A 17655-nucleotide genomic window follows, 5' to 3' on the forward strand; every position below is an offset into this window, starting at 1 on the left:
CCAGCGCTGCTCCGCGCCGCCCGGCGCAAGCCAGCGCACGATCAGCATCTCGTCCGAATACACGAGCACCTGCACGCGCGCATTCATCCGACACCTCGCATCGGGCAACCCATCGCCGGCGAACGCGACACGCTGCACGCGCTGGTCGGCCTGCGCCTGTCGCTGTATCCGGCCGCGGCGGGGCAACCGCCGCAGGCGTCGGACGGGGCACACGCATGATCCCGCTTTTCCATCCGTCTTTCCGACCGCGACCATGATCGGCGAAATCGACATCTTCGGCGTATTCGTGCCGGCCCCGCTCGTGCTGATGCTGATCGCCTACCTGATCAACATCGTCGTGCGCGCCGTGCTCGAGCGCGTCGGCTTCTACCGCCTCGTCTGGCACCGTTCGATCTTCGACCTCGGCATCTACGTGTTCGTGCTTGCCGCCGTCGTGATCGTTTCCCACCATCTCGTGGCTACCTAACGTGAAAAAAACCTGGCTCTCGGCAGGGCAAATCCTGCTCACCCTGATCGTCGTCGTCGTGGCTGCCGTCGTGCTGTGGCGCATCGTCAACTACTACATGTTCTCGCCGTGGACCCGCGACGGTCACGTGCGCGCCGACGTGATCCAGGTCGCGCCGGACGTCGCGGGCCTCATCACGTCGGTGCAGGTCGCCGACAACCAGGAGGTCAAGCGCGGCCAGGTGCTGTTCGTGATCGACCAGGCCCGCTACACGCTCGCGGAACGGCTCGCCGAAGCCACGCTCGCGCAGCGCCGCGCGACGCTCGCCCAGGCGAAGCGCGAATATGCCCGCAACCTGCAGCTCGGCAACCTGGTCGCGAGCGAGCAGGTCGAGGAAAGCCGCACGCGCGTCGAACAGGGCGAAGCCGCCGTCGCCGACGCGCAGGTGTCGCTCGATACCGCCAAGCTGAACCTGCAGCGCACGACGATCGTCAGTCCCGTAGACGGCTACCTGAACGACCGCGCGCCGCGCGTCGGCGAATACGTACCGGCCGGCCGCGCGGTGCTGTCGGTGGTCGACCGCAATTCGTTCCGCGTCGACGGCTACTTCGAGGAAACCAAGCTGCGCGGCATCCACATCGGCCAGCCGGTCGACATCATCGTGATGGGCGAGCCGCATACGCTGCGCGGCCATGTGCAGAGCATCGTCGCCGCGATCGAGGATCGCGACCGCACGCAGGGCGCGAACCTGCTGCCGAACGTGAACCCGGCATTCAGCTGGGTGCGGCTCGCGCAGCGCGTGCCGGTGCGCGTCGTGCTCGACGAGGTGCCCGACGATTTCCGGATGATCGCGGGCCGCACCGCGACCGTGTCGATGCGCGAAGCCGACACGCGCCGCCACGACAACGCGAAGCCGGCAGGCGGCGCGTCGGCGGCGGCCGCCAGCCCGGCATCGGCCGTCGCGCCGGTATCGACGGCTTCCGGCACGGCCGCCAGCGCAGCAGGAGCATCGCAATGAAACGGCACGGTCTGCGCCTCGCCGCGACGCTCGCGCCGCTTGCGCTCGCACTCGGTGCGTGCAAGTCCGTCGGCCCCGATTACACGCTGCCGCAGCAGGCCTACGTGAATGCGCCGCTCGCGAACCATGCGCTCGACGATGCGAACGGCACGCTGGTGTCGCGCGACGCCGTACCCGGGAACTGGTGGCAACTCTACGACGACCCCGTGCTCAACGGGCTCGTGCGCGATGCACTGAAATCGAACACCGACCTGCGCGTCGCTGCGGCCAACCTCGCGCGCTCGCGTGCGGCGCTGGAAGTCGCGAACCAGCAGGGCGGCTTCTCCGGCGGCGCTGAAGCCGCCGTGCAGCGCGCCCAGGAATCGGCCGAGCAATACCTGCTCGAGAACAAGCTGCCGGTCGTCAACGAAGGCACGGTCGGCATCAACGTGTCGTACGAAATCGACCTGTTCGGCAAGCTGCGGCGCGGCGTCGAAGCCGCGCGCGCGGACAGCGAGGCCGTCCGGGCCGCCGGCGACCTGGCGCGCATCACGGTCGTCGCCGACGTCGTGCGCGCCTACGTCGAATCGTGTTCGGCCGGCGACGAGCTGGCCGTCGCGAAGCAGTCGCTCGCGCTGCAGAAGCAGCGCGTCGCGCTGTCGCAGCGGCTACGCGATGCCGGGCGCGGCAACCAGACCGACGTGACGCGCGGCGTGACACAGGTGCGCACCCTCGCCGCCGATATCCCGCGCTTCGAAGGCCGCCGCAAGGTCGCGCAGTACCAGCTCGCCGCGCTGCTCGCGCGATCGCCGGCCGACCTGCCGAAAGACGTTGCCGAATGCGAGCACCTGCCGAAGCTGCGCCAGCCGATTCCGATCGGCGACGGCGCCGCGCTGCTGCGTCGGCGCCCCGACGTGCGCGAAGCCGAGCGGCAACTCGCCGCCGCGACCGCGCGCATCGGCGTGGCGACCGCCGCGCTGTACCCGTCGATCAGCATCGGCGCGTCGGCCGGCTCGGTCGGTGTCGCCGCCGACCTGTTCTCGTCCACGACGAATCGCTGGTCGTTCGGCCCGCTGATCAGCTGGTCGTTCCCCGTCAACGGCCAGCGTGCGCGGGTGCGCGAAGCCGAAGCCGCAACGGGCGGCGCGCTCGCACACTTCGACGGTGTCGTGCTGAACGCGATGCGCGAAACGCAGTCGAGCCTCGCGACCTACGCGGCCGACGTGCAGCGCACGGAAGCGCTGCGCACGGCCTACGAATCGGCGCGCAATTCCGCCGACGAAACGCATCGCCTCTATCTGGCCGGCCGCGAGTCGTTCATCTCCGATCTCGACGCGACACGCACGCTGACGAGCGTGCAGGCACAGGTCGCAGCCGCCGAAGGCCAGGTCGCGGCCGACCAGGTGCGGCTCTTCCTCGCGCTCGGCGGCGGGTGGGATGACGATGCGGCGCCCGACCCGTCGAAGCCGATGTCGAAGCAGGCGCCGGCAAGCGATGCATCGGCGGCCTCGGCCGCCGTTACCGCAGCCGAGTAACCCGCCGACGAAGACCTAGAAACGCGTCTGCAACCCCACGCGCGCCAGCAGCTGATTCGGGCCGCTGGCGGTGCCGTTCGGGTCGATGATGCCGCTGACGAGTGCCTGCGCGTTGGCGTTCGCGCGCTGGTACACGGCGACCGCGTACACGGTGGTCCGCTTGGAGAGAAAGTAGTCCACCGACGCGCTCAGCTGGTGCGCGTGATTGTTCTCGAGATACGCGTCGCCCTTCATGTACATGTAGCTCGCCCCGAGCTCCAGTGCGGGGGTGACGAGGAACGTCGCACCCAGCTCGCCCTGGGCGATCGCCCCGCCGTTCGCCCCGTTACGCACGGTCGTGACAAGCGCGCTGGTCGCGAGCCGGCCGAAATCGTAGCGCGCGCCGACGCCCCAGTTGCGGATGCCGACCTGCGGCCCGCCAGGCTGCAGATACTTGACCTCGGTAAACGCGGCGGCGGCGCCGAACGCGCCGTGATCGTAATTCAGGCCGGCACTGACGCTGTTTCCGCTTCCCATCGATCCAGGCACGCCACCGAATCCATACATCGCGCCCATTCGGAAACCGAAAATGGATGGCGACTGATACTTGACCGAGTTCGCGACCGTCTGGCCGGACATCCGGTCCCAGTCGAACTGCGCCGCGTACGGCGGGTTATACGGAAGCGCGATTTTCTGGAACGGGCCCGCACGAAAATCGTACAGGCCACCGACCGCAAACGCGGCATCGGTACGGCCGAAGAACAGCGAGTCGATCATGAAGTCGTACTGGTTACCGAACTTGATCGACCCGAACCGGTTGTCGGTCAACCCGACCCATGCGTTGCGCCCGAAGATGCCTTTGCCGGGCGGCTGGATCGCCCCCGTTCCGACCGCGATCTGGCTGACGAGATCGAAGACCGCGTGCGTACCGCCACCGAGATCCTCGTCCCCCCGGATACCCAGCAGATTGGGTGCCATGATGCCGTCGTCGAACTTCAGGGTGCCGTGCCCACCCGAATTGCTGACGTAGGTGATGCCCGCATCCAGAAAACCATACAGCGTAACGCTGCTACCCGTTCCCGCCTGTGCGTCGTGCACGCATGCCGATGCGCCCAGGGCAATTCCCATCCAGACCACACTTTTCATTGCTCGTCTCCATTGACCTGATTTCCGGTTTATTTAGTTATATTGATTATTATTTGCGGACTGCCGCATCGAATCGATGCGTGCCGGCATGCGTGAACGCATCCCGCGAGTGCCGGCGGTGCCTGTCCGGCGCGGACAGGCACGACTGCCTCGCGATCGAACCGCTATCGGGCGGCGGAACGCGTGTTGAGAAGATCCAGCGCGACGTCGACGATCATGTCCTCCTGCCCGCCGACCATCCGGCGCTTGCCGAGTTCGACGAGAATATCGACCGTCTTCAGCCCGTACTTCCGTGCTGCCGCTTCCGAGTGGCGAAGGAAGCTCGAATAGACGCCGGCGTAGCCGAGCGCGAGCGTCTCGCGATCCACCCGAACCGGCCGATCCTGCAACGGGCGGACGATGTCGTCGGCCGCATCCATCAGCAGGTGAAGATCCGTGCCGTGATGCCAGCCCAGACGCTCGGCTGCCGCGATGAACACTTCGAGCGGCGCATTGCCCGCGCCTGCCCCCATGCCGGCAAGACTCGCATCGATCCGGTCGCAGCCTTCCTCGACGGCGACGATCGAGTTCGCGACGCCGAGACTCAGGTTGTGGTGTGCATGCATGCCCGTCTGCGTATCGGCGTTCAGCACGGCCTTGATCGCGCGGAAGCGGTCGCGCACGTCGTTCATGTTCATCGCGCCGCCGGAATCGACCACGTAGATGCAGGTCGCGCCATAGCTTTCCATTTTCTTCGCCTCGACGGCCAGCCGGTCCGGCGTCGTCATATGGCTCATCATCAGGAAGCCGACCGTGTCCATGCCGAGTGCGCGCGCATGCTCGATGTGCTGCTTCGAGATATCGGCCTCGGTGCAGTGGGTCGCGACACGCACGACGCGCGCGCCCGCCTCGTATGCGGCCTTCAGGTCGTGGATCGTGCCGATGCCCGGAATCAGTAGCGTCGCGATCTTCGCATGCGTGACGACCTCCGCCGCGGCCGCGATCCATTCGGGATCGCCATGCGCGCCGAACCCGTAGTTGAAGCTCGATCCTTGCAGGCCGTCGCCGTGCGCGACCTCGATGCTGTCGACCTTCGCGGCATCGAGCGCGCGGGCGATCGCCTGCACGTCGGCGAGCGAATACTGATGCCGGATCGCATGCATGCCGTCGCGCAGCGTGACGTCGGAGATGGTGAGTTTCTTGCTCATGATGAAGGTCCCGTTACGCGCTCGCGCGCTGCAGCGACTGCGCCATGCGCTCGGCGGTCGCGAGCGCGGCGGACGTCATGATGTCGAGATTGCCCGCGTACGCCGGCAGGTAATGCGCCGCACCTTCGACCTCGATGAAGACCGAGGTCTTCAGCCCGCTCATGGGGCCGAGGCCCGGGATATTGAGCGGTGCGGAGGCCGGGATCACGTCGAACTGCACCGCCTGCTTCAGTCGATAGCCCGGCACGTACGCCTGCACCGCACGGGCCATCTCGTCCACCGACGCGGCGATCCGCGCCTCGTCGGCCGGCTCCGACAGCACGTAGACGGTGTCGCGCATCATCACCGGCGGCTCGGCCGGATTCAGGATGATGATGGCCTTGCCGTGCGCCGCGCCGCCCACCGCTTCGATCGCCTTCGACGTCGTCTCGGTGAATTCGTCGATGTTCGCGCGCGTGCCGGGCCCGGCCGACTTGCTGCTGATCGACGCGACGATCTCCGCGTAGTGCGCTTTCGCGACGCGCGACACGGCCGCGACCATCGGAATCGTCGCCTGGCCGCCGCAGGTCACCATGTTCACGTTTGGCGCGTCGAGCTGCGCATCGAGATTGACGACCGGCACGCAGTACGGGCCGATCGCCGCGGGGGTCAGGTCGATGCAGCGAATGCCGGGCTTCAGCGCGCGCAGGAATGCGTCGTTCTTCACATGCGCGCCGGCCGACGTCGCATCGAACACGAAGTCGATGTCGTCGAACACCGGCAATCGCGCCAGGCCCTCGACGCCCTCATGCGTCGTCGCGACGCCGAGGCGTGCCGCACGCGCAAGGCCGTCGGACGCCGGGTCGATGCCGACCATCGCGGCAATGTCGAGATGCTGGGCATGCCGCATGATCTTGATCATCAGGTCGGTGCCGATGTTGCCCGAGCCGATGATCGCGGCCTTGAGTTTCGGATGACTCATGAAAATCCTCAATCGATGAAAGTCGCGCGCACGTCGCCGAGGCCGGCGACATGCGCGACGAACGTGCCAGGGGACCGGACGGCGACCATCGGCCCGAGCGCGCCGGTCAGGATCACGTCGCCCGCGCGCAGCGGCGTGCCGAGCCGCACCATCCGGTCGGCGAGCCACGCGGCCGCGTTCAGCGGATTGCCGAGGCAGGCGGCGCCGTTGCCGCGCGACAGCACGGTGCCGTCCGACGACAGCGTCATCTCGCAGCCGGCGAGATCGACGTCCTTCAGCAGCACGGGCCGGCTGCCGAGCACGAAGCGTGCGCTCGACGCGTTGTCCGCGACGGTGTCGACGAAGCGGATGTCCCAGTCGGCGATCCGGCTGTCGACGACCTCGATCGCCGCCAGCGCATAGGCGCACGCGCGCTGCAGGTCGGCGAACGTGTGCTTCTCGTGCACGAGGTCGTGCTCGAGCACGAGTGCGATCTCCGCTTCGACCTTCGGCTGGATCAGTTGCGACAGTCGCATCGGCTCGGCATCGCCGGCCGCCATCGACGCGAACAGCGTGCCGAAATCGGGCTGGTCGACGCCGAGTTGCCGCTGCACCGCGAGTGACGTCAGGCCGATCTTGCGCCCCACGATGCGTTCGCCGTTGCGGACCCGCAGGTCGGCGTTGGCTTGCTGCACCGCATACGCGACGGCACCGTCGTCGGTTGCGATCTCGTCGCGCACCGGCGCGGTCGCCCGGCATTGCGCCTCCGCGTGGCGAAGGCGCGCGGCCAGCGTGTCGACTACTGTGGAATCAGCCATTTCCAGGGTTCTCCTGCACTCGGTCGGCGGTGGATAGGAATCGCGCGTGCCCATCAGGCGTTCGCGATGAAATCGGCGACCAGGCGGTTGAACTCGTCCGGGTGCTCGATCATTGCCCAGTGCCCGCAGCGGTTCAGCAGCACGAGACGCGAATCCGGAATGTTCGCAAGCAGATACAGCGACGTCTCGAACGACACGACGCGATCGTCGCGGCCGTGGATCAGCAGCGTGGGCGTCTTGATCGCCGGCAGCAGTTCGGGCCTCACCCACTTCGGCAGCGGCGCACCGGCCGGCAGGCCCGCCACGTAGTTGCTCAGGTGTTCGGGGCGCAGCAGCGCGGCATCCGAGCGTGCCTGGCACAGTTCCGGCGTCGCGAAACGCGCCTTGTCGTACACCATGATCTCCACCAGCCGGCGCATGTGTTCCGGCGACGGATCGCGGTACGCCTGGATCAGGACCTTGAGCCCTTCGGACGGGCCGTCGCCCGCACCGAACAGCGTGGGCATGCGGCCGACCGGCGGCCCCATCGTCACGAGGTGCGTGATGCGTTCCGGATGCTCGGTCGCGAGCCGCAGCGACGTCTGTCCTCCCATCGAATTGCCGACGAAGGCGGCCCGCTCGATGCCCAGCGCATCCATGAACTGGATCGCCGCGTCGACATGGTCGAGCTGCCCGACCGTCGCCGAATCGGATTGCCCCCAGCCGGGCATGTCGACGGCATACACGTGGAACTGCTTCGCGAGGGCCTCGATATTGCCGCTGAAGTTGCTCCACCCCGTCGCGCCCGGGCCGCTGCCGTGCAGCAGGATCACGGGATGACCGCTGCCGGCCTCGTGGTAATGGAGTTGCCAGTCCCGCGTCTTGACGGTGCGGCTGGTCTGAGCCTGAGTAAGCGCCATGATGGTTCCTTTCCCGAAAGTGATTGAGGTGTGTCGCAGTGACGTTGCAGTCACGCCCGAGCGTGGACGTCAGCCTCGCAGCAGGTCCGCGACGACGTGCGGAGGACGGTGCCCCCAGGTACTGAGCCGGTCGAGGTGCTGAACTTCCCAGCTGGATTCGTCGATGACGAGCCCGCCCCAGCCGAACTCGACGTTGAAGCCCGACGGCGTACGAACGTAGAAACTGAACATCCGGTCGTTGGGGTGCATGCCGAGGCTCATCTCGAGCGGCTGCTTCGCTTCGAGGCAGCGGTCATGCGCGAGCCCGACGTCGCCAAGATCGGCGGCCTCGATCATGAAGTGATGCATGCGCTTGCCGAACGGCATGTTGGCGAACGCGACCGTGTGATGCCGCGGGTTGCAGCGCAGGAACGCCACGCTGGCGACGATGCCCGGCGCCACTTCCTCGTCGATGACGTCCGTCGTGCGGAAGCCGAGCAGTCCGTACCAGTCGACGAGCACGCGGCGGTCCGTGCCGTTCTCGATCAGCACCTGATGACCCGCGCCGATTCCACCGGTGACGAAACGCGACACGCGTTGCGGAGACTGGAACGGCGTATCGGCGGCGGCCAGCCCGACATAGAGTTCCACGCGGTTGCCCAGCGGATCGGCCGTCACGGCGAGGCGGCGAACCGACCGTTGCGCGCACAACTGCGCGTCGCCTTCGACGACGTCGGTGCCGGCTTCGCGCAACCGGCAGACGATCGCATCGAGATCCGCGTCCGTTGCGCAACCGAAACCGGTGAACGCGAGATCGTCGGCGGCGCCCCGAACGATGATCCAGCGATGCGCCGCGTCGTCCATCCGCAAGCCCAGCATGTCGTCGGTGCGACTGCCGACCTGCATGCCGAGCAGGCCGGTCGCGAAGCGTTCCCACGCGGCAAGGTCGCTTGCCTCGATGCCGACGTATCCGAGTTCCGTCACTGTACTCATCCTGCTCTCCTTCATTGATTCGTCCCGCATCGGCTGACGGTGCGATCGGGTACGGCGAGGCCGCTCACGTCGGCGGCCGCGACGAACCGGTCCGGGCGCAGCGCGACCGCGCGCGCGCCGAACTTGCGCAGCCACGGCTGCAGCACGCCGTCGAGATCGACGAATTCGTCGGGCCCCTGCGTATGCTCATGTTGCTGGCGCACGGCGATGTAGCGCGCGCCCAGCCGGTCCCATCCCGCCTTTTCGTCGTCGCTGAGCAGGCTGGCCGGATCGACGTCGTCGCCAAGGAGCACGAAGCCGTCGCCCAGCAGGTCGTCCAGCCGCGCCATCGCGCCGCGGTTGTCGCCCACCACCGGCTGCGGCACCATCCGGCCGACGACGCTCTCGCCGCCGAGCGGGCCGCGCAGCCATCCGGCCGCGAGCACGGGGGGCGCAATCAACGGCGGCTCGGGCGCATCCGGGCCGGGCGGCTCGGCCAGCGCGGCCTGCTCGTCTTCCGTCAGTTCCTGTTTGATGATGCGACCGAGCTGAACGGCGAGCTGCGTGTAGAACGTCGCGTTCGGCCGGCGTTCCGTCTCGTAGGTATCGAGAAAATCTTCGGACAACGTACCGTTCAGCACACCAGAAAGTTTCCAGCCGAGATCGAAGGCATCGCGCATGCCGGTCTGCATGCCGGCGCCGGCCCATGGCGGCATCAGGTGCGCGGCGTCGCCGGCGAGAAACGCACGGCCGGCGCGCCAGGTATCGGCCATGCGCGTGTGATGCCGGTAGAACGCGTACTGATGGATCTCGACGTCGTCCTCGCTCACGCCGAGCGCCTTCAGCAGCGGCCAGACCTGCTCGTGGGTCGCAAAATCGGCCTCGCTTTCGCCGGGCTTGAGCGGCAGTTCCCAGCGATGATTGCCGCCGGACAGCGCGATATCGACCACGGGCCGCTCCTTGTCGGACCAGAAGGTCAGCAGGTTGCGATCCGGCCACCAGCGCTTCACGCGGCAGTCGATCACGATCCATTGCACGTCCAGCGTATCGCCGAGCAGCTTGATGCCCAGCATGCCGCGCGTCGCGCTGCTCCCGCCGTCGCATCCGATCACGTAGCGCACGCGCGTGTCGTTCGTTTCGCCGGTGGCGGTATTTCTCGTGCAGACGGTGACGCCCGTGTCGTCCTGCGTCAGCGAGACCACCTCGAAGCCGTAGCGCACGTCGATCTCGCGTTCGTACTTCGCCGCGCACTCACGCAATGCCGCTTCCATCGTCGGCTGATAGATGTTGAAGAAGCGCGGCTTGATGCCGAGCGTCGACGGCGGGTGTTCGATGCGCATGATCTCGGTGCCGTCGTAGCGCATCCAGCGCAGCGCGCGCTGCGGATCGATGTGCTTCAGCACCGCCTCGTCGACGCCGAGATTCTGGAAGATCCGCATCGTCCAGTCGTTGACCGTCACCGCCCGCGCCCGCGGATAGATCTCGCGGTGCCGTTCGAACGCCACGCAGGAAATGCCGTGCCGGGCCAGCGTGAGCGCGGCGATGACGCCGGTCGGACCATAGCCAACGATCGCAACGTCGGCGTCGTACTCGTGAGTCATGGGTTGTCTCCTTCTCCTGTAGTGCGTTCGCCACGCGGTGTGACGGTCCACGTCTTCGATGAACGGATTGTACCGATAGGTCCAAAACTGAAAATCTAGGGAAAACGCGTATTGGACCAATCGGTCCAATACGCGGGGAGCGTATACTTTTGGAATGGACAATCCACAACAAATCGGTAACCGGCGCGGTCAGAAATCGCGCCAGGAAATCCTCGACGCGGCGGCCCGCGTCATGTCGGCCTATGGCTATGCCGGCACATCGATGTCGGCGCTGGTCGAAGCGACCGGCATCCCGAAGAGCGCGATCTACCATCACTTCGGTTCCAAGGCAGGCTTGCTCGCGGAAGTCATGGCGCAAGGCGCGCACGGTTTCTTCGACGCGATGCGCAATGCGCACGAGAACCCGCCCGACGGCACGCCGCGCGAGCGGCTCGGCTGGTATCTGCAGAAGACCGGCGAGGTCTTCCTGCACCGCGAGAATTTCCTGCGCCTGCTGTTCGTGATGGTCATGAGCAACGAGGCGGCGGAGCCGGAAGCGATGCAGACCGTCGTCGACGTGCGCACCGAAGGCCGCGACTACATGCGCGAGATGATTCGCAACGCGTTCAGCCAGGATGGCAAGGGCATGACCGCCGCCACCGCGGACGATCTCGCGTACTTCGGCATGATGGGTTTCGACGGCGCCTTCGTCTCGTTGCAGTCGGGCGATCCGAGATCGATGACAAAACACATGGCGCAACTGACCGATGCGCTCGTCGCGCTGGGCGAGGCTCGGGTCACTCCGGCCCGCAAGACAGCGGCGCCGCGCGCCACGTCGAAGCGCGGCTAGGCGCGGCTAGGCGCAGTTAGGCGCGCTGGCCGCGAACGGGCAGACGCTTCGCGCCGTCCCGCAGTGCAGCATGCGGCGCGGAGCGACCGTGACGCCGCCGTTCTACTCACCGGGCGGTGCGCACGAGACCACTCCGGGCTCACCAGCAGCTTCCGACGGGCGGACCACCGGGCAAGCACACGAGCGTTCGCCACCCGAATGTCGGGCATCGCAAACCCGAGCCGCATTTCGCCGGCTATTGACGGTAAACTCGTCCGCAATTCCCGTCTTCTACCCACCGCCCGCCGGGCGGCTCATTTTCCGGAGATTCATCATGCGAACCAGCGCCCGCAACCACTTCGCCGGCCAGGTCAGCGCCGTCAAGACCGGTGCCGTCAACGACGAAATCACGCTCCGCACGCAGGACGGCCTCGACATCGTCGCCGTGATCACCCACGGCAGCGCGGCTTCACTGGGCCTCGCGGCCGGTTCGAAGGCATTCGCACTCGTGAAGGCGTCGTCGGTCATCGTGATGGTCGACGTCGACAGCAGCAAGGTGTCGGCCCGCAACTGCGTCGCGGGCACCGTATCGTCGGTCGTGAAAGGCGCGGTCAATTCGGAAGTCGTGATCAAGGCCGCGGGCGGCGCCGAGATCGTCGCGATCGTCACCAACGACAGCGTCGATCGCCTCGGCCTCGCGAGCGGCTCGGCCGCATCCGCGATCTTCAAGGCATCGAGCGTGATCGTCGGCGTCGAGTAAACGGGTGACGATCGCGATGGCGATCCGTTTGGCACCGCCCATTCACACGAATCGCGTCATGCGACTGTCGGGCCGGTGCACACGATGACCGCCGTGTTCGATCACGCTCAACAACGGGCGCTGGCGTCGCTGCTGTCCGCGGCGGCCAGCGCCGACACGCCCGATGCACGCCTGTTCGGCGCGCTCGTTACGGCACGCGCGCGCCGCAACGAACTCGGCCTGCTCGGCCTGTCTCACGCACAGCTGGCCGGCCTGCTGGCGCGACAGTTTCCGCGCCTGCCTGCGGCCGATGCCGCGGCACTCATGACGGTGGCCGCAGTCGCACTGCTGCCCTCCACCCACGCGACGTTCGTCGCGACGCTGCACGCGCAGCTGATGGACGACGCGAATCCCGCCGCCGACCGCGACGACGCCGGTTGTCTCGCGTCGATCATCGCGCACGCATGCCTGCGCCCCGATCATCTGTGGCGCGATCTCGGGCTCGACGGGCGTGATGCGGTATCCGCGATGCTCGATCACTATTTCCCCGCGCTTGCCGCGCGCAACGTCGCTCACCTGCGCTGGAAGAAATTCCTCGCACAGGAGGTGGCCGCGGCGCTCGATGTGCCGCCGGGCCCTGCCCCCGGGTGCCCGGGCTGCGAGGATTTCGGCTTCTGTTTTCCCCACGCGCGATAGTCACCACGACGGCCCGTGTCGCCCATTCGATTCGCCGCCTCGCCATCCGGAGCAACCGCGTTGACCGACGGCCGACGCGCGATTTCGAAGTCACCACCCGCTTCTACGAAGAACCGGAATTCGCTGAAACCTGACGCGACGACGGCGGGATGATCCTCAAGCACGGTGACCTGTCGCTGGGATGCTTTCCGCACCCCGAACGCGATCCGGCGACGAGCGGGTTCAGTTGCTGCTTCCGGCTTGCGGACGCCGGCACGTTCTTCGACGACGTGCCCGCGGCCGGTATTCCGGAGCAGGCGACCGGCCGGCCGCGTGCACACCGGCCGACGCGCGAAGCCTGGGGCGCCACGGTCGGCGCACCGATCGATCCGGGCGGTTCGCCGATCCGACTGATCGAGACCGAAGATCAGGCTCACATACACTGTTGCTGCCGCCGCGATCGGGCGGTGCCGCAACCAGAGGCGCGCGCGATGCGGCGCATGCCCCATAAACGGTTACCTTGCGATCCGTATCGTCCGCCGTTCACGACACGGTCAATGCCGGTGCCGATGATGAATGTCCGGAAAATGCGCGTGACTGTGCGTGATCGGCAGATGCACGTGCGGATGCGTGTGCGGTTCGTTGCCGTCGTACGCAAAATCGTGCGCATGCTGGTGATGTTCGTCGTGCCGATGCCGGTGCGTGTGCTCGAGCCGCTCGTGCGCATGCGTGTGCTCATGCCGTTCGCGAACGTGCAGCCAGATGCCGAGCGCCATCAGCGCGGCGGCGATCCAGAACGTCGCGGGCGGCAGTGCGGGCCAGATCAGCAGCGACAGCACGACGCCGAACAGCGGCGCGATCGAGAAATACGCACCGGTGCGCGCGCTGCCAAGATGACGCAGCGCGACGACGAACAGCACGAGGCTGATCCCGTAGCCGCCGAGCCCAGTCAGCATCGCGGCGGCCGTGACCGGGACAGCCGGCAGCGTCGCACCGGTCGCCAGCGCGATGCCGATGTTCACGGGTCCGGCGATCAGCCCCTTCACGCACGCGATGACCATCGCGTCGTTCGCGGCGACCTTGCGGGTCAGGTTGTTGTCGATCGCCCAGCACAGGCATGCGCCGACGATCAGCAACGCGCCGACCGGTATGCCGGCCCGGCCCGGCGTCCACGACAGCAGCGTGCCGCCGGCGACGATCGCGACCATCCCGAGAAACACCTGCGTATCCACGTTCTCGCGAAACACGACCCACGCGATGACGGCTGTCAGCACGCCTTCGAGATTGAGCAGCAATGCGCTCGTCGCTGCGGGTGTGCTCGACAGCCCGAGCATCAGCAAAGCCGGGCCGGCCACGCCGCCCGCCACGATCGCGCCGGCCAGCCACGGCAAGTCGGCGCGCTGCAGCGGCGCGGCGTCTGCGGTCGGTGCATGACGGTTGCGCAGACGACGAAGCAGGATCCCGATACCGAGCCCGACGCCGCTGCCGAGATAGAACAGGCCGGCGACCATGAACGGCGACATCGCGCCGATCAGCGCCTTGGCGAGCGGTGTCGCGGCGCCGAACAGCGCGGCAGCGGTGAGCGCGACGAGAATCGCGGAATGTCTCGAGTGCATGATCCGGTTTGAATTGACGTTGAAAGGCGCCGGCCGTGGCGTCGAGTCGTGTCGCAGTCGGCTTTCCGTACCTTTCGAAATGCAAGCTGCATCGCACCGGCCAGCTTGCTGCGCGACCCCACGACCCGGTCGGGATTATCGCGCGTCATCATGTCACGATGGCCGGGTGCGAACATCCACACGCCAATCGATGGCTCCGGCATGACTCTATTTTAGGAAACCGAATTAATTGAATGAAGCGTGGCCGCGTTGAGGATGGGCGTACCGTCCGTGCGCAACCGACAACGTCGACACCTCGCGCATGCAGCGCCGATCGACGAACTTTCTTCGTTCGGTCGCGTGGTCGGTTCGAGGCGGGATGGATAAGGGCCCGGTACGTCGAGCACCGGTGGGAGCAGTCCTGACCTGCCTCTGTCGAGGCAGGTCAGCCTGCCGTGTCATTCGCCGCACACGATATGCATGCGAGGCAGCGCCGTGCGGGATGCAGCGGCGCGGTGCCGGTTACTCGTTTCCGGCCGTTTGCTGCTCGACCTGCGGCGCTGCGTCGGCTTGCGCTTCCACGTTCGCCGGTTGCGGCTCGGCTGCGGCGGCCTCGACTTGCTGCTCGGCCTTCGGCTGCTGCGGCGCGCCCTTGGCCGATTGCGCCGCGCCCTTGCCGGGGCGGCGAGCCTTCAGCCGGCGCGCCCGCGCAGCGTCGTCATGCGTGACGCGCCCTGCTTCGTTGCCCTGCAGATCGACCCGCACCGCGTCTTCGACGAGGCACGACCAGTAACGGTTGCCACGGCACCACGTCGACATCGCTTCGCGCAGTTCGGCTTCGTTGAGCCCGACGGCCTGTGCTTCACGTGCGAGGTCGTCCCAAATACCGACCTTGAGCGGCACTTTAGGGGCCGGATTCTTCGGGAACGCACGCGGAAACTTACGCTGCAGTTTGCCAATCGCAACGATGACCGGATCCACCGGCGCCGACGGCTTCGCCGAAGCGGGCTTCGCGCGATGCGGTGCTTTGCCGCCGGCCGCAGCCGGCTTGGCGCCACGCTGCGGCTGGTCACCGGACTTCGGCTTCGCGCCGGTGTCCGCCGGTGCTGCCGGCCGCTTCGCGTTGCGCTCCTGCTTGGCCTTCGCTGCGAGCTGCGCCCGCAATTCGGCAAGTTGTTCAAAACCCATAAATTCAATCCACCAGGAATATAAGGTGTGGTTCGTGCGGCCATGCCGCGCGGCGCATAAGCTTCGCCGCCATGCGGGCGACCCGTCTGCCGCCGATGCGGAACCCAACGGGGCCGCATCGCGCACGCCACTCTGTTTTCAGGCACCCGGCCACGATGCCGGACAAGGCAGGAGTGGAAGTATACCGGTACGCGCGACGGCCGGTTGACTCGCTGGTCTGCATTAGCCCGATTCGGGGCACCGGAAATGCGTCCGTGCGGTCGTGTTGCGCATTATATGGATACGTTTCCGGAAGTCACGCCGTTCATCCGCTTCGTTGGAAATCGGGGCCATCTTGCGCATGGCGATCGACCCGGCGGCACCGGTCGACACCACGTGCGCGGTGTGCCGCCACGGGACGTCGAACGCGACCGTGCCGCCTTGGGGCGTCGCGGGCCTCGGACGACTCGGCATCCCGGAAAACGCCGTCGGCCGCGTGCGACGCAACGATCACGGCAATGCGAGACGCACGACGATGGACCCGCGCAAGTGTCGCGACGTGCGGGTCCCCCCTTCGATGACATCGGTGCCCGTACACGACTCGTTGCGTCCGCATCGATCCCGTGGCGTACGAGGATGCCGAAAAGTGCGTAGTATGGCCGGATCGATGTCGTCGGCAACCTGCTTCGGCCGTTTCGCTGCGCACCTGGCCAGGCCAGCCGTCGACATCCCTGCCTGCGAAAAGAACCGGTTGTACGAAACGGAGCAGATACATGGTTCCCCCACCCGACATTCCGCACGACGGCATCACGCGTGAGGAAATTCACCATCGGCAGATCGACATGCGCGGCTATCGGCGCAGCGACGGCCAGTTCGAAGTAACGGCCTGCCTCGCGGATCGCAAGACCTTCGATTTCACGCCACCTGGCGGCACGCGGACGGTCGCTGCGCTGTCGCCGATCCACGACCTCGGCGTGACGCTGGTCTTCGACGCCGACATGGTCGTCCGCGCCGTATCGACGTTCCTCCGGTCGCATCCGTATGAGCAGTGCCCGGGCGGCGGCGACTCGCTGCAGGCACTCGTCGGACTGAGCATCGGTGCCGGCTGGAACAGCGAGGTTCGCAAGCGCCTGCCGTCCTGCGATACGTGCACGCACCTGAAGGAACTGCTCGGCCCGATCGCCACCACGGCCTACCAGACGATGGTCGGCATGCGGAAGTCATCGCTCGAGGCGCGCGACAGCGAGGGAAAACCGCTCAAGATCGACAGCTGCCATGCCTATGGCGCATCGCGCGATCTCGTGAAACGTCTTTGGCCCGAATACCATCGGCCTTCGGCGATGGCAAAAGGCAGCTAAGGGCCCGGCATTCGGCCAATCGGGTGCCGGCAGGATCGGACCCGCACGAACATGCACGGGTGGTGCGCACAAACGTGCTGCTTCGCCCCGGCCTCGCTCTGGCCGGCCGTCGCGGTCACGGCGCCGGTGATCAGAAAACGCCCAGCGCGAGTCCCGCTGCAAGACCGGCGCCCAGTTCGGCGCAACGCGCGAGGTCATCGCCGTCGATCGTCTTCGCCGCGAGGATGCGCTCCGGCGTCTGCGCGTGCGTACAGACGATCAGGCCCGGCGCCACGTTCTTCAACCGCCATCCGGTCGCGATCCGGTCGATCTGGCGCAACGCGTTCTGTCCGTCACTTCCCGCGCAGATCATCACCGCATACGGGCGACCGTTCACGCGATCGAGCGCCGCGTAGTAGCAGCGGTCGAAGAAATCCTTCATCAATCCGGACATGGCCGCGAGATTCTCCGGCGTTGCGAACAGGTAGGCGTCAGCGGCAAGCACGTCGGCGGCGCTCGTCGCGTCAGCACGCTGCAGCCTGACGTCGACGCCAGGTTGCTCGCGCGCCGCGCCGGCAGCCGCTTCGGCCATCTGCTGCGTGCCTCCGGTCATCGTGTGATAGACGATCAACAGCGTCTTCATGCGTCGTCACCCGCGTTCGGTTTCAGGTGCGCCGGCGGCATCGCCGGTTTCCGCTGGATGGCCCGCCTGCATATGCGGCGGTTCCGCGTTCGCTTCCGCGGATCTGCCGGTTTGCCGGCTCGCCGGTGCCTGGCGCGCATCGATCATGCGCATCGCGCCCGTTTCGATCCGCGCATGTTCGACCAGATGCACG

The 17655-nt window shown here is 67.0% G+C and carries 18 protein-coding genes; 7 read left to right on the forward strand and 11 right to left on the reverse strand.

The window, feature by feature from the left end; all coding sequences use genetic code 11:
• The first annotated feature begins 253 nt into the window (after positions 1-253).
• The 3 genes from G3N61_RS24450 to G3N61_RS24460 are packed head-to-tail and all read left to right on the forward strand — an operon-like array spanning position 254 to position 2977.
• Positions 254-466 (forward strand): DUF1656 domain-containing protein, encoded by a 213-nt coding sequence (locus G3N61_RS24450; RefSeq protein ID WP_039369242.1) that lies wholly within the window; start codon positions 254-256, stop codon positions 464-466.
• 1 nt (position 467) lies between these two features.
• Complete coding sequence (locus tag G3N61_RS24455; RefSeq protein ID WP_089454615.1) at positions 468-1463, forward strand: HlyD family secretion protein; 996 nt, start codon at positions 468-470, stop codon at positions 1461-1463.
• On the forward strand, positions 1460-2977 hold the full coding sequence (locus G3N61_RS24460; RefSeq protein WP_205823788.1) for an efflux transporter outer membrane subunit: 1518 nt from the start codon (positions 1460-1462) through the stop codon (positions 2975-2977). The genes G3N61_RS24455 and G3N61_RS24460 overlap by 4 nt, the downstream gene beginning before the upstream one ends.
• A gap of 15 nt (positions 2978-2992) precedes the next feature.
• On the opposite strand, the gene G3N61_RS24465 is transcribed toward G3N61_RS24460, so the two are convergent.
• The 7 genes from G3N61_RS24465 to G3N61_RS24495 form a co-directional block, all read right to left on the reverse strand.
• On the reverse strand, positions 2993-4102 hold the full coding sequence (locus G3N61_RS24465) for a porin (protein ID WP_241017888.1): 1110 nt from the start codon (positions 4100-4102) through the stop codon (positions 2993-2995).
• A gap of 164 nt (positions 4103-4266) precedes the next feature.
• Positions 4267-5289: a 4-hydroxy-2-oxovalerate aldolase gene (gene dmpG / locus G3N61_RS24470; RefSeq protein ID WP_205823789.1), complete on the reverse strand. Its 1023-nt coding sequence runs from the start codon at positions 5287-5289 to the stop codon at positions 4267-4269.
• A gap of 13 nt (positions 5290-5302) precedes the next feature.
• Entirely contained in the window at positions 5303-6250 is a 948-nt protein-coding gene (locus G3N61_RS24475; protein WP_205823790.1) for an acetaldehyde dehydrogenase (acetylating), read from the reverse strand.
• A gap of 8 nt (positions 6251-6258) precedes the next feature.
• Entirely contained in the window at positions 6259-7047 is a 789-nt protein-coding gene (locus tag G3N61_RS24480; RefSeq protein ID WP_089454620.1) for a fumarylacetoacetate hydrolase family protein, read from the reverse strand.
• 53 nt (positions 7048-7100) lie between these two features.
• The gene (locus G3N61_RS24485) at positions 7101-7946 is read right to left on the reverse strand and encodes an alpha/beta hydrolase (protein ID WP_205823791.1); all 846 of its coding nucleotides are present in this window, start codon (positions 7944-7946) and stop codon (positions 7101-7103) included.
• Between the two features lie 69 nt (positions 7947-8015).
• Complete coding sequence (locus G3N61_RS24490; RefSeq protein ID WP_205823792.1) at positions 8016-8918, reverse strand: VOC family protein; 903 nt, start codon at positions 8916-8918, stop codon at positions 8016-8018.
• Positions 8919-8929: 11 nt separating this feature from the next.
• Entirely contained in the window at positions 8930-10498 is a 1569-nt protein-coding gene (locus G3N61_RS24495) for a bifunctional 3-(3-hydroxy-phenyl)propionate/3-hydroxycinnamic acid hydroxylase (RefSeq protein ID WP_205823793.1), read from the reverse strand.
• A gap of 154 nt (positions 10499-10652) precedes the next feature.
• Here G3N61_RS24495 and G3N61_RS24500 point away from each other — a divergent pair, with 154 nt between their 5' ends.
• The 3 genes from G3N61_RS24500 (at position 10653) to G3N61_RS24510 (ending at position 12741) form a co-directional block, all read left to right on the forward strand.
• Entirely contained in the window at positions 10653-11327 is a 675-nt protein-coding gene (locus G3N61_RS24500) for a TetR/AcrR family transcriptional regulator (protein WP_205823794.1), read from the forward strand.
• A gap of 313 nt (positions 11328-11640) precedes the next feature.
• Positions 11641-12066 (forward strand): TOBE domain-containing protein, encoded by a 426-nt coding sequence (locus G3N61_RS24505; protein WP_043185362.1) that lies wholly within the window; start codon positions 11641-11643, stop codon positions 12064-12066.
• An 84-nt stretch (positions 12067-12150) separates the two neighbouring features.
• A complete protein-coding gene (locus G3N61_RS24510; RefSeq protein WP_089454625.1) occupies positions 12151-12741 on the forward strand; it encodes a nitrogen fixation protein NifQ in 591 nt (196 codons plus the stop codon).
• A 533-nt stretch (positions 12742-13274) separates the two neighbouring features.
• On the opposite strand, the gene G3N61_RS24515 is transcribed toward G3N61_RS24510, so the two are convergent.
• Together G3N61_RS24515 and G3N61_RS24520 are read right to left on the reverse strand one after the other, a co-directional pair.
• The gene (locus G3N61_RS24515) at positions 13275-14336 is read right to left on the reverse strand and encodes a DMT family transporter (RefSeq protein WP_205823795.1); all 1062 of its coding nucleotides are present in this window, start codon (positions 14334-14336) and stop codon (positions 13275-13277) included.
• Between the two features lie 501 nt (positions 14337-14837).
• A complete protein-coding gene (locus G3N61_RS24520; RefSeq protein WP_205823807.1) occupies positions 14838-15503 on the reverse strand; it encodes a ProQ/FinO family protein in 666 nt (221 codons plus the stop codon).
• 752 nt (positions 15504-16255) lie between these two features.
• On the opposite strand from G3N61_RS24520, the gene G3N61_RS24525 reads away from it, so the two are divergent.
• Positions 16256-16840 carry a DUF2889 domain-containing protein gene (locus G3N61_RS24525; RefSeq protein WP_205823796.1) on the forward strand — a complete coding sequence of 195 codons (585 nt, stop codon included), beginning with the start codon at positions 16256-16258 and terminating at the stop codon, positions 16838-16840.
• Between the two features lie 130 nt (positions 16841-16970).
• Here the strand turns inward: G3N61_RS24525 and G3N61_RS24530 are convergent, their stop codons facing one another.
• On the reverse strand, positions 16971-17462 hold the full coding sequence (locus tag G3N61_RS24530) for an NAD(P)H-dependent oxidoreductase (protein WP_085042978.1): 492 nt from the start codon (positions 17460-17462) through the stop codon (positions 16971-16973).
• A gap of 6 nt (positions 17463-17468) precedes the next feature.
• Positions 17469-17654, reverse strand: coding sequence for a hypothetical protein (locus G3N61_RS24535; RefSeq protein WP_205823797.1), 186 nt, complete (start codon positions 17652-17654; stop codon positions 17469-17471).
• Between the last annotated feature and the right edge of the window lies 1 nt (position 17655).

The organism is Burkholderia sp. Ac-20349 (assembly GCF_017104865.1).
GTDB lineage: Bacteria > Pseudomonadota > Gammaproteobacteria > Burkholderiales > Burkholderiaceae > Burkholderia > Burkholderia aenigmatica.

What these genes read in the sequence shown, in the direction of transcription:
- G3N61_RS24450 (WP_039369242.1), top strand. Translation starts at nt 254, where the DNA reads ATGATCGGCGAAATCGACATCTTCGGCGTATTCGTGCCGGCCCCGCTC.
- G3N61_RS24460 (WP_205823788.1), top strand. Translation starts at nt 1,460, where the DNA reads ATGAAACGGCACGGTCTGCGCCTCGCCGCGACGCTCGCGCCGCTTGCG.
- G3N61_RS24465 (WP_241017888.1), bottom strand. Translation starts at nt 4,102, where the DNA reads ATGAAAAGTGTGGTCTGGATGGGAATTGCCCTGGGCGCATCGGCATGC.
- dmpG (WP_205823789.1), bottom strand. Translation starts at nt 5,289, where the DNA reads ATGAGCAAGAAACTCACCATCTCCGACGTCACGCTGCGCGACGGCATG.
- G3N61_RS24475 (WP_205823790.1), bottom strand. Translation starts at nt 6,250, where the DNA reads ATGAGTCATCCGAAACTCAAGGCCGCGATCATCGGCTCGGGCAACATC.
- G3N61_RS24480 (WP_089454620.1), bottom strand. Translation starts at nt 7,047, where the DNA reads ATGGCTGATTCCACAGTAGTCGACACGCTGGCCGCGCGCCTTCGCCAC.
- G3N61_RS24485 (WP_205823791.1), bottom strand. Translation starts at nt 7,946, where the DNA reads ATGGCGCTTACTCAGGCTCAGACCAGCCGCACCGTCAAGACGCGGGAC.
- G3N61_RS24490 (WP_205823792.1), bottom strand. Translation starts at nt 8,918, where the DNA reads ATGAGTACAGTGACGGAACTCGGATACGTCGGCATCGAGGCAAGCGAC.
- G3N61_RS24495 (WP_205823793.1), bottom strand. Translation starts at nt 10,498, where the DNA reads ATGACTCACGAGTACGACGCCGACGTTGCGATCGTTGGCTATGGTCCG.
- G3N61_RS24500 (WP_205823794.1), top strand. Translation starts at nt 10,653, where the DNA reads ATGGACAATCCACAACAAATCGGTAACCGGCGCGGTCAGAAATCGCGC.
- G3N61_RS24505 (WP_043185362.1), top strand. Translation starts at nt 11,641, where the DNA reads ATGCGAACCAGCGCCCGCAACCACTTCGCCGGCCAGGTCAGCGCCGTC.
- G3N61_RS24510 (WP_089454625.1), top strand. Translation starts at nt 12,151, where the DNA reads ATGACCGCCGTGTTCGATCACGCTCAACAACGGGCGCTGGCGTCGCTG.
- G3N61_RS24515 (WP_205823795.1), bottom strand. Translation starts at nt 14,336, where the DNA reads ATGCACTCGAGACATTCCGCGATTCTCGTCGCGCTCACCGCTGCCGCG.
- G3N61_RS24520 (WP_205823807.1), bottom strand. Translation starts at nt 15,503, where the DNA reads ATGGGTTTTGAACAACTTGCCGAATTGCGGGCGCAGCTCGCAGCGAAG.
- G3N61_RS24525 (WP_205823796.1), top strand. Translation starts at nt 16,256, where the DNA reads ATGGTTCCCCCACCCGACATTCCGCACGACGGCATCACGCGTGAGGAA.
- G3N61_RS24530 (WP_085042978.1), bottom strand. Translation starts at nt 17,462, where the DNA reads ATGAAGACGCTGTTGATCGTCTATCACACGATGACCGGAGGCACGCAG.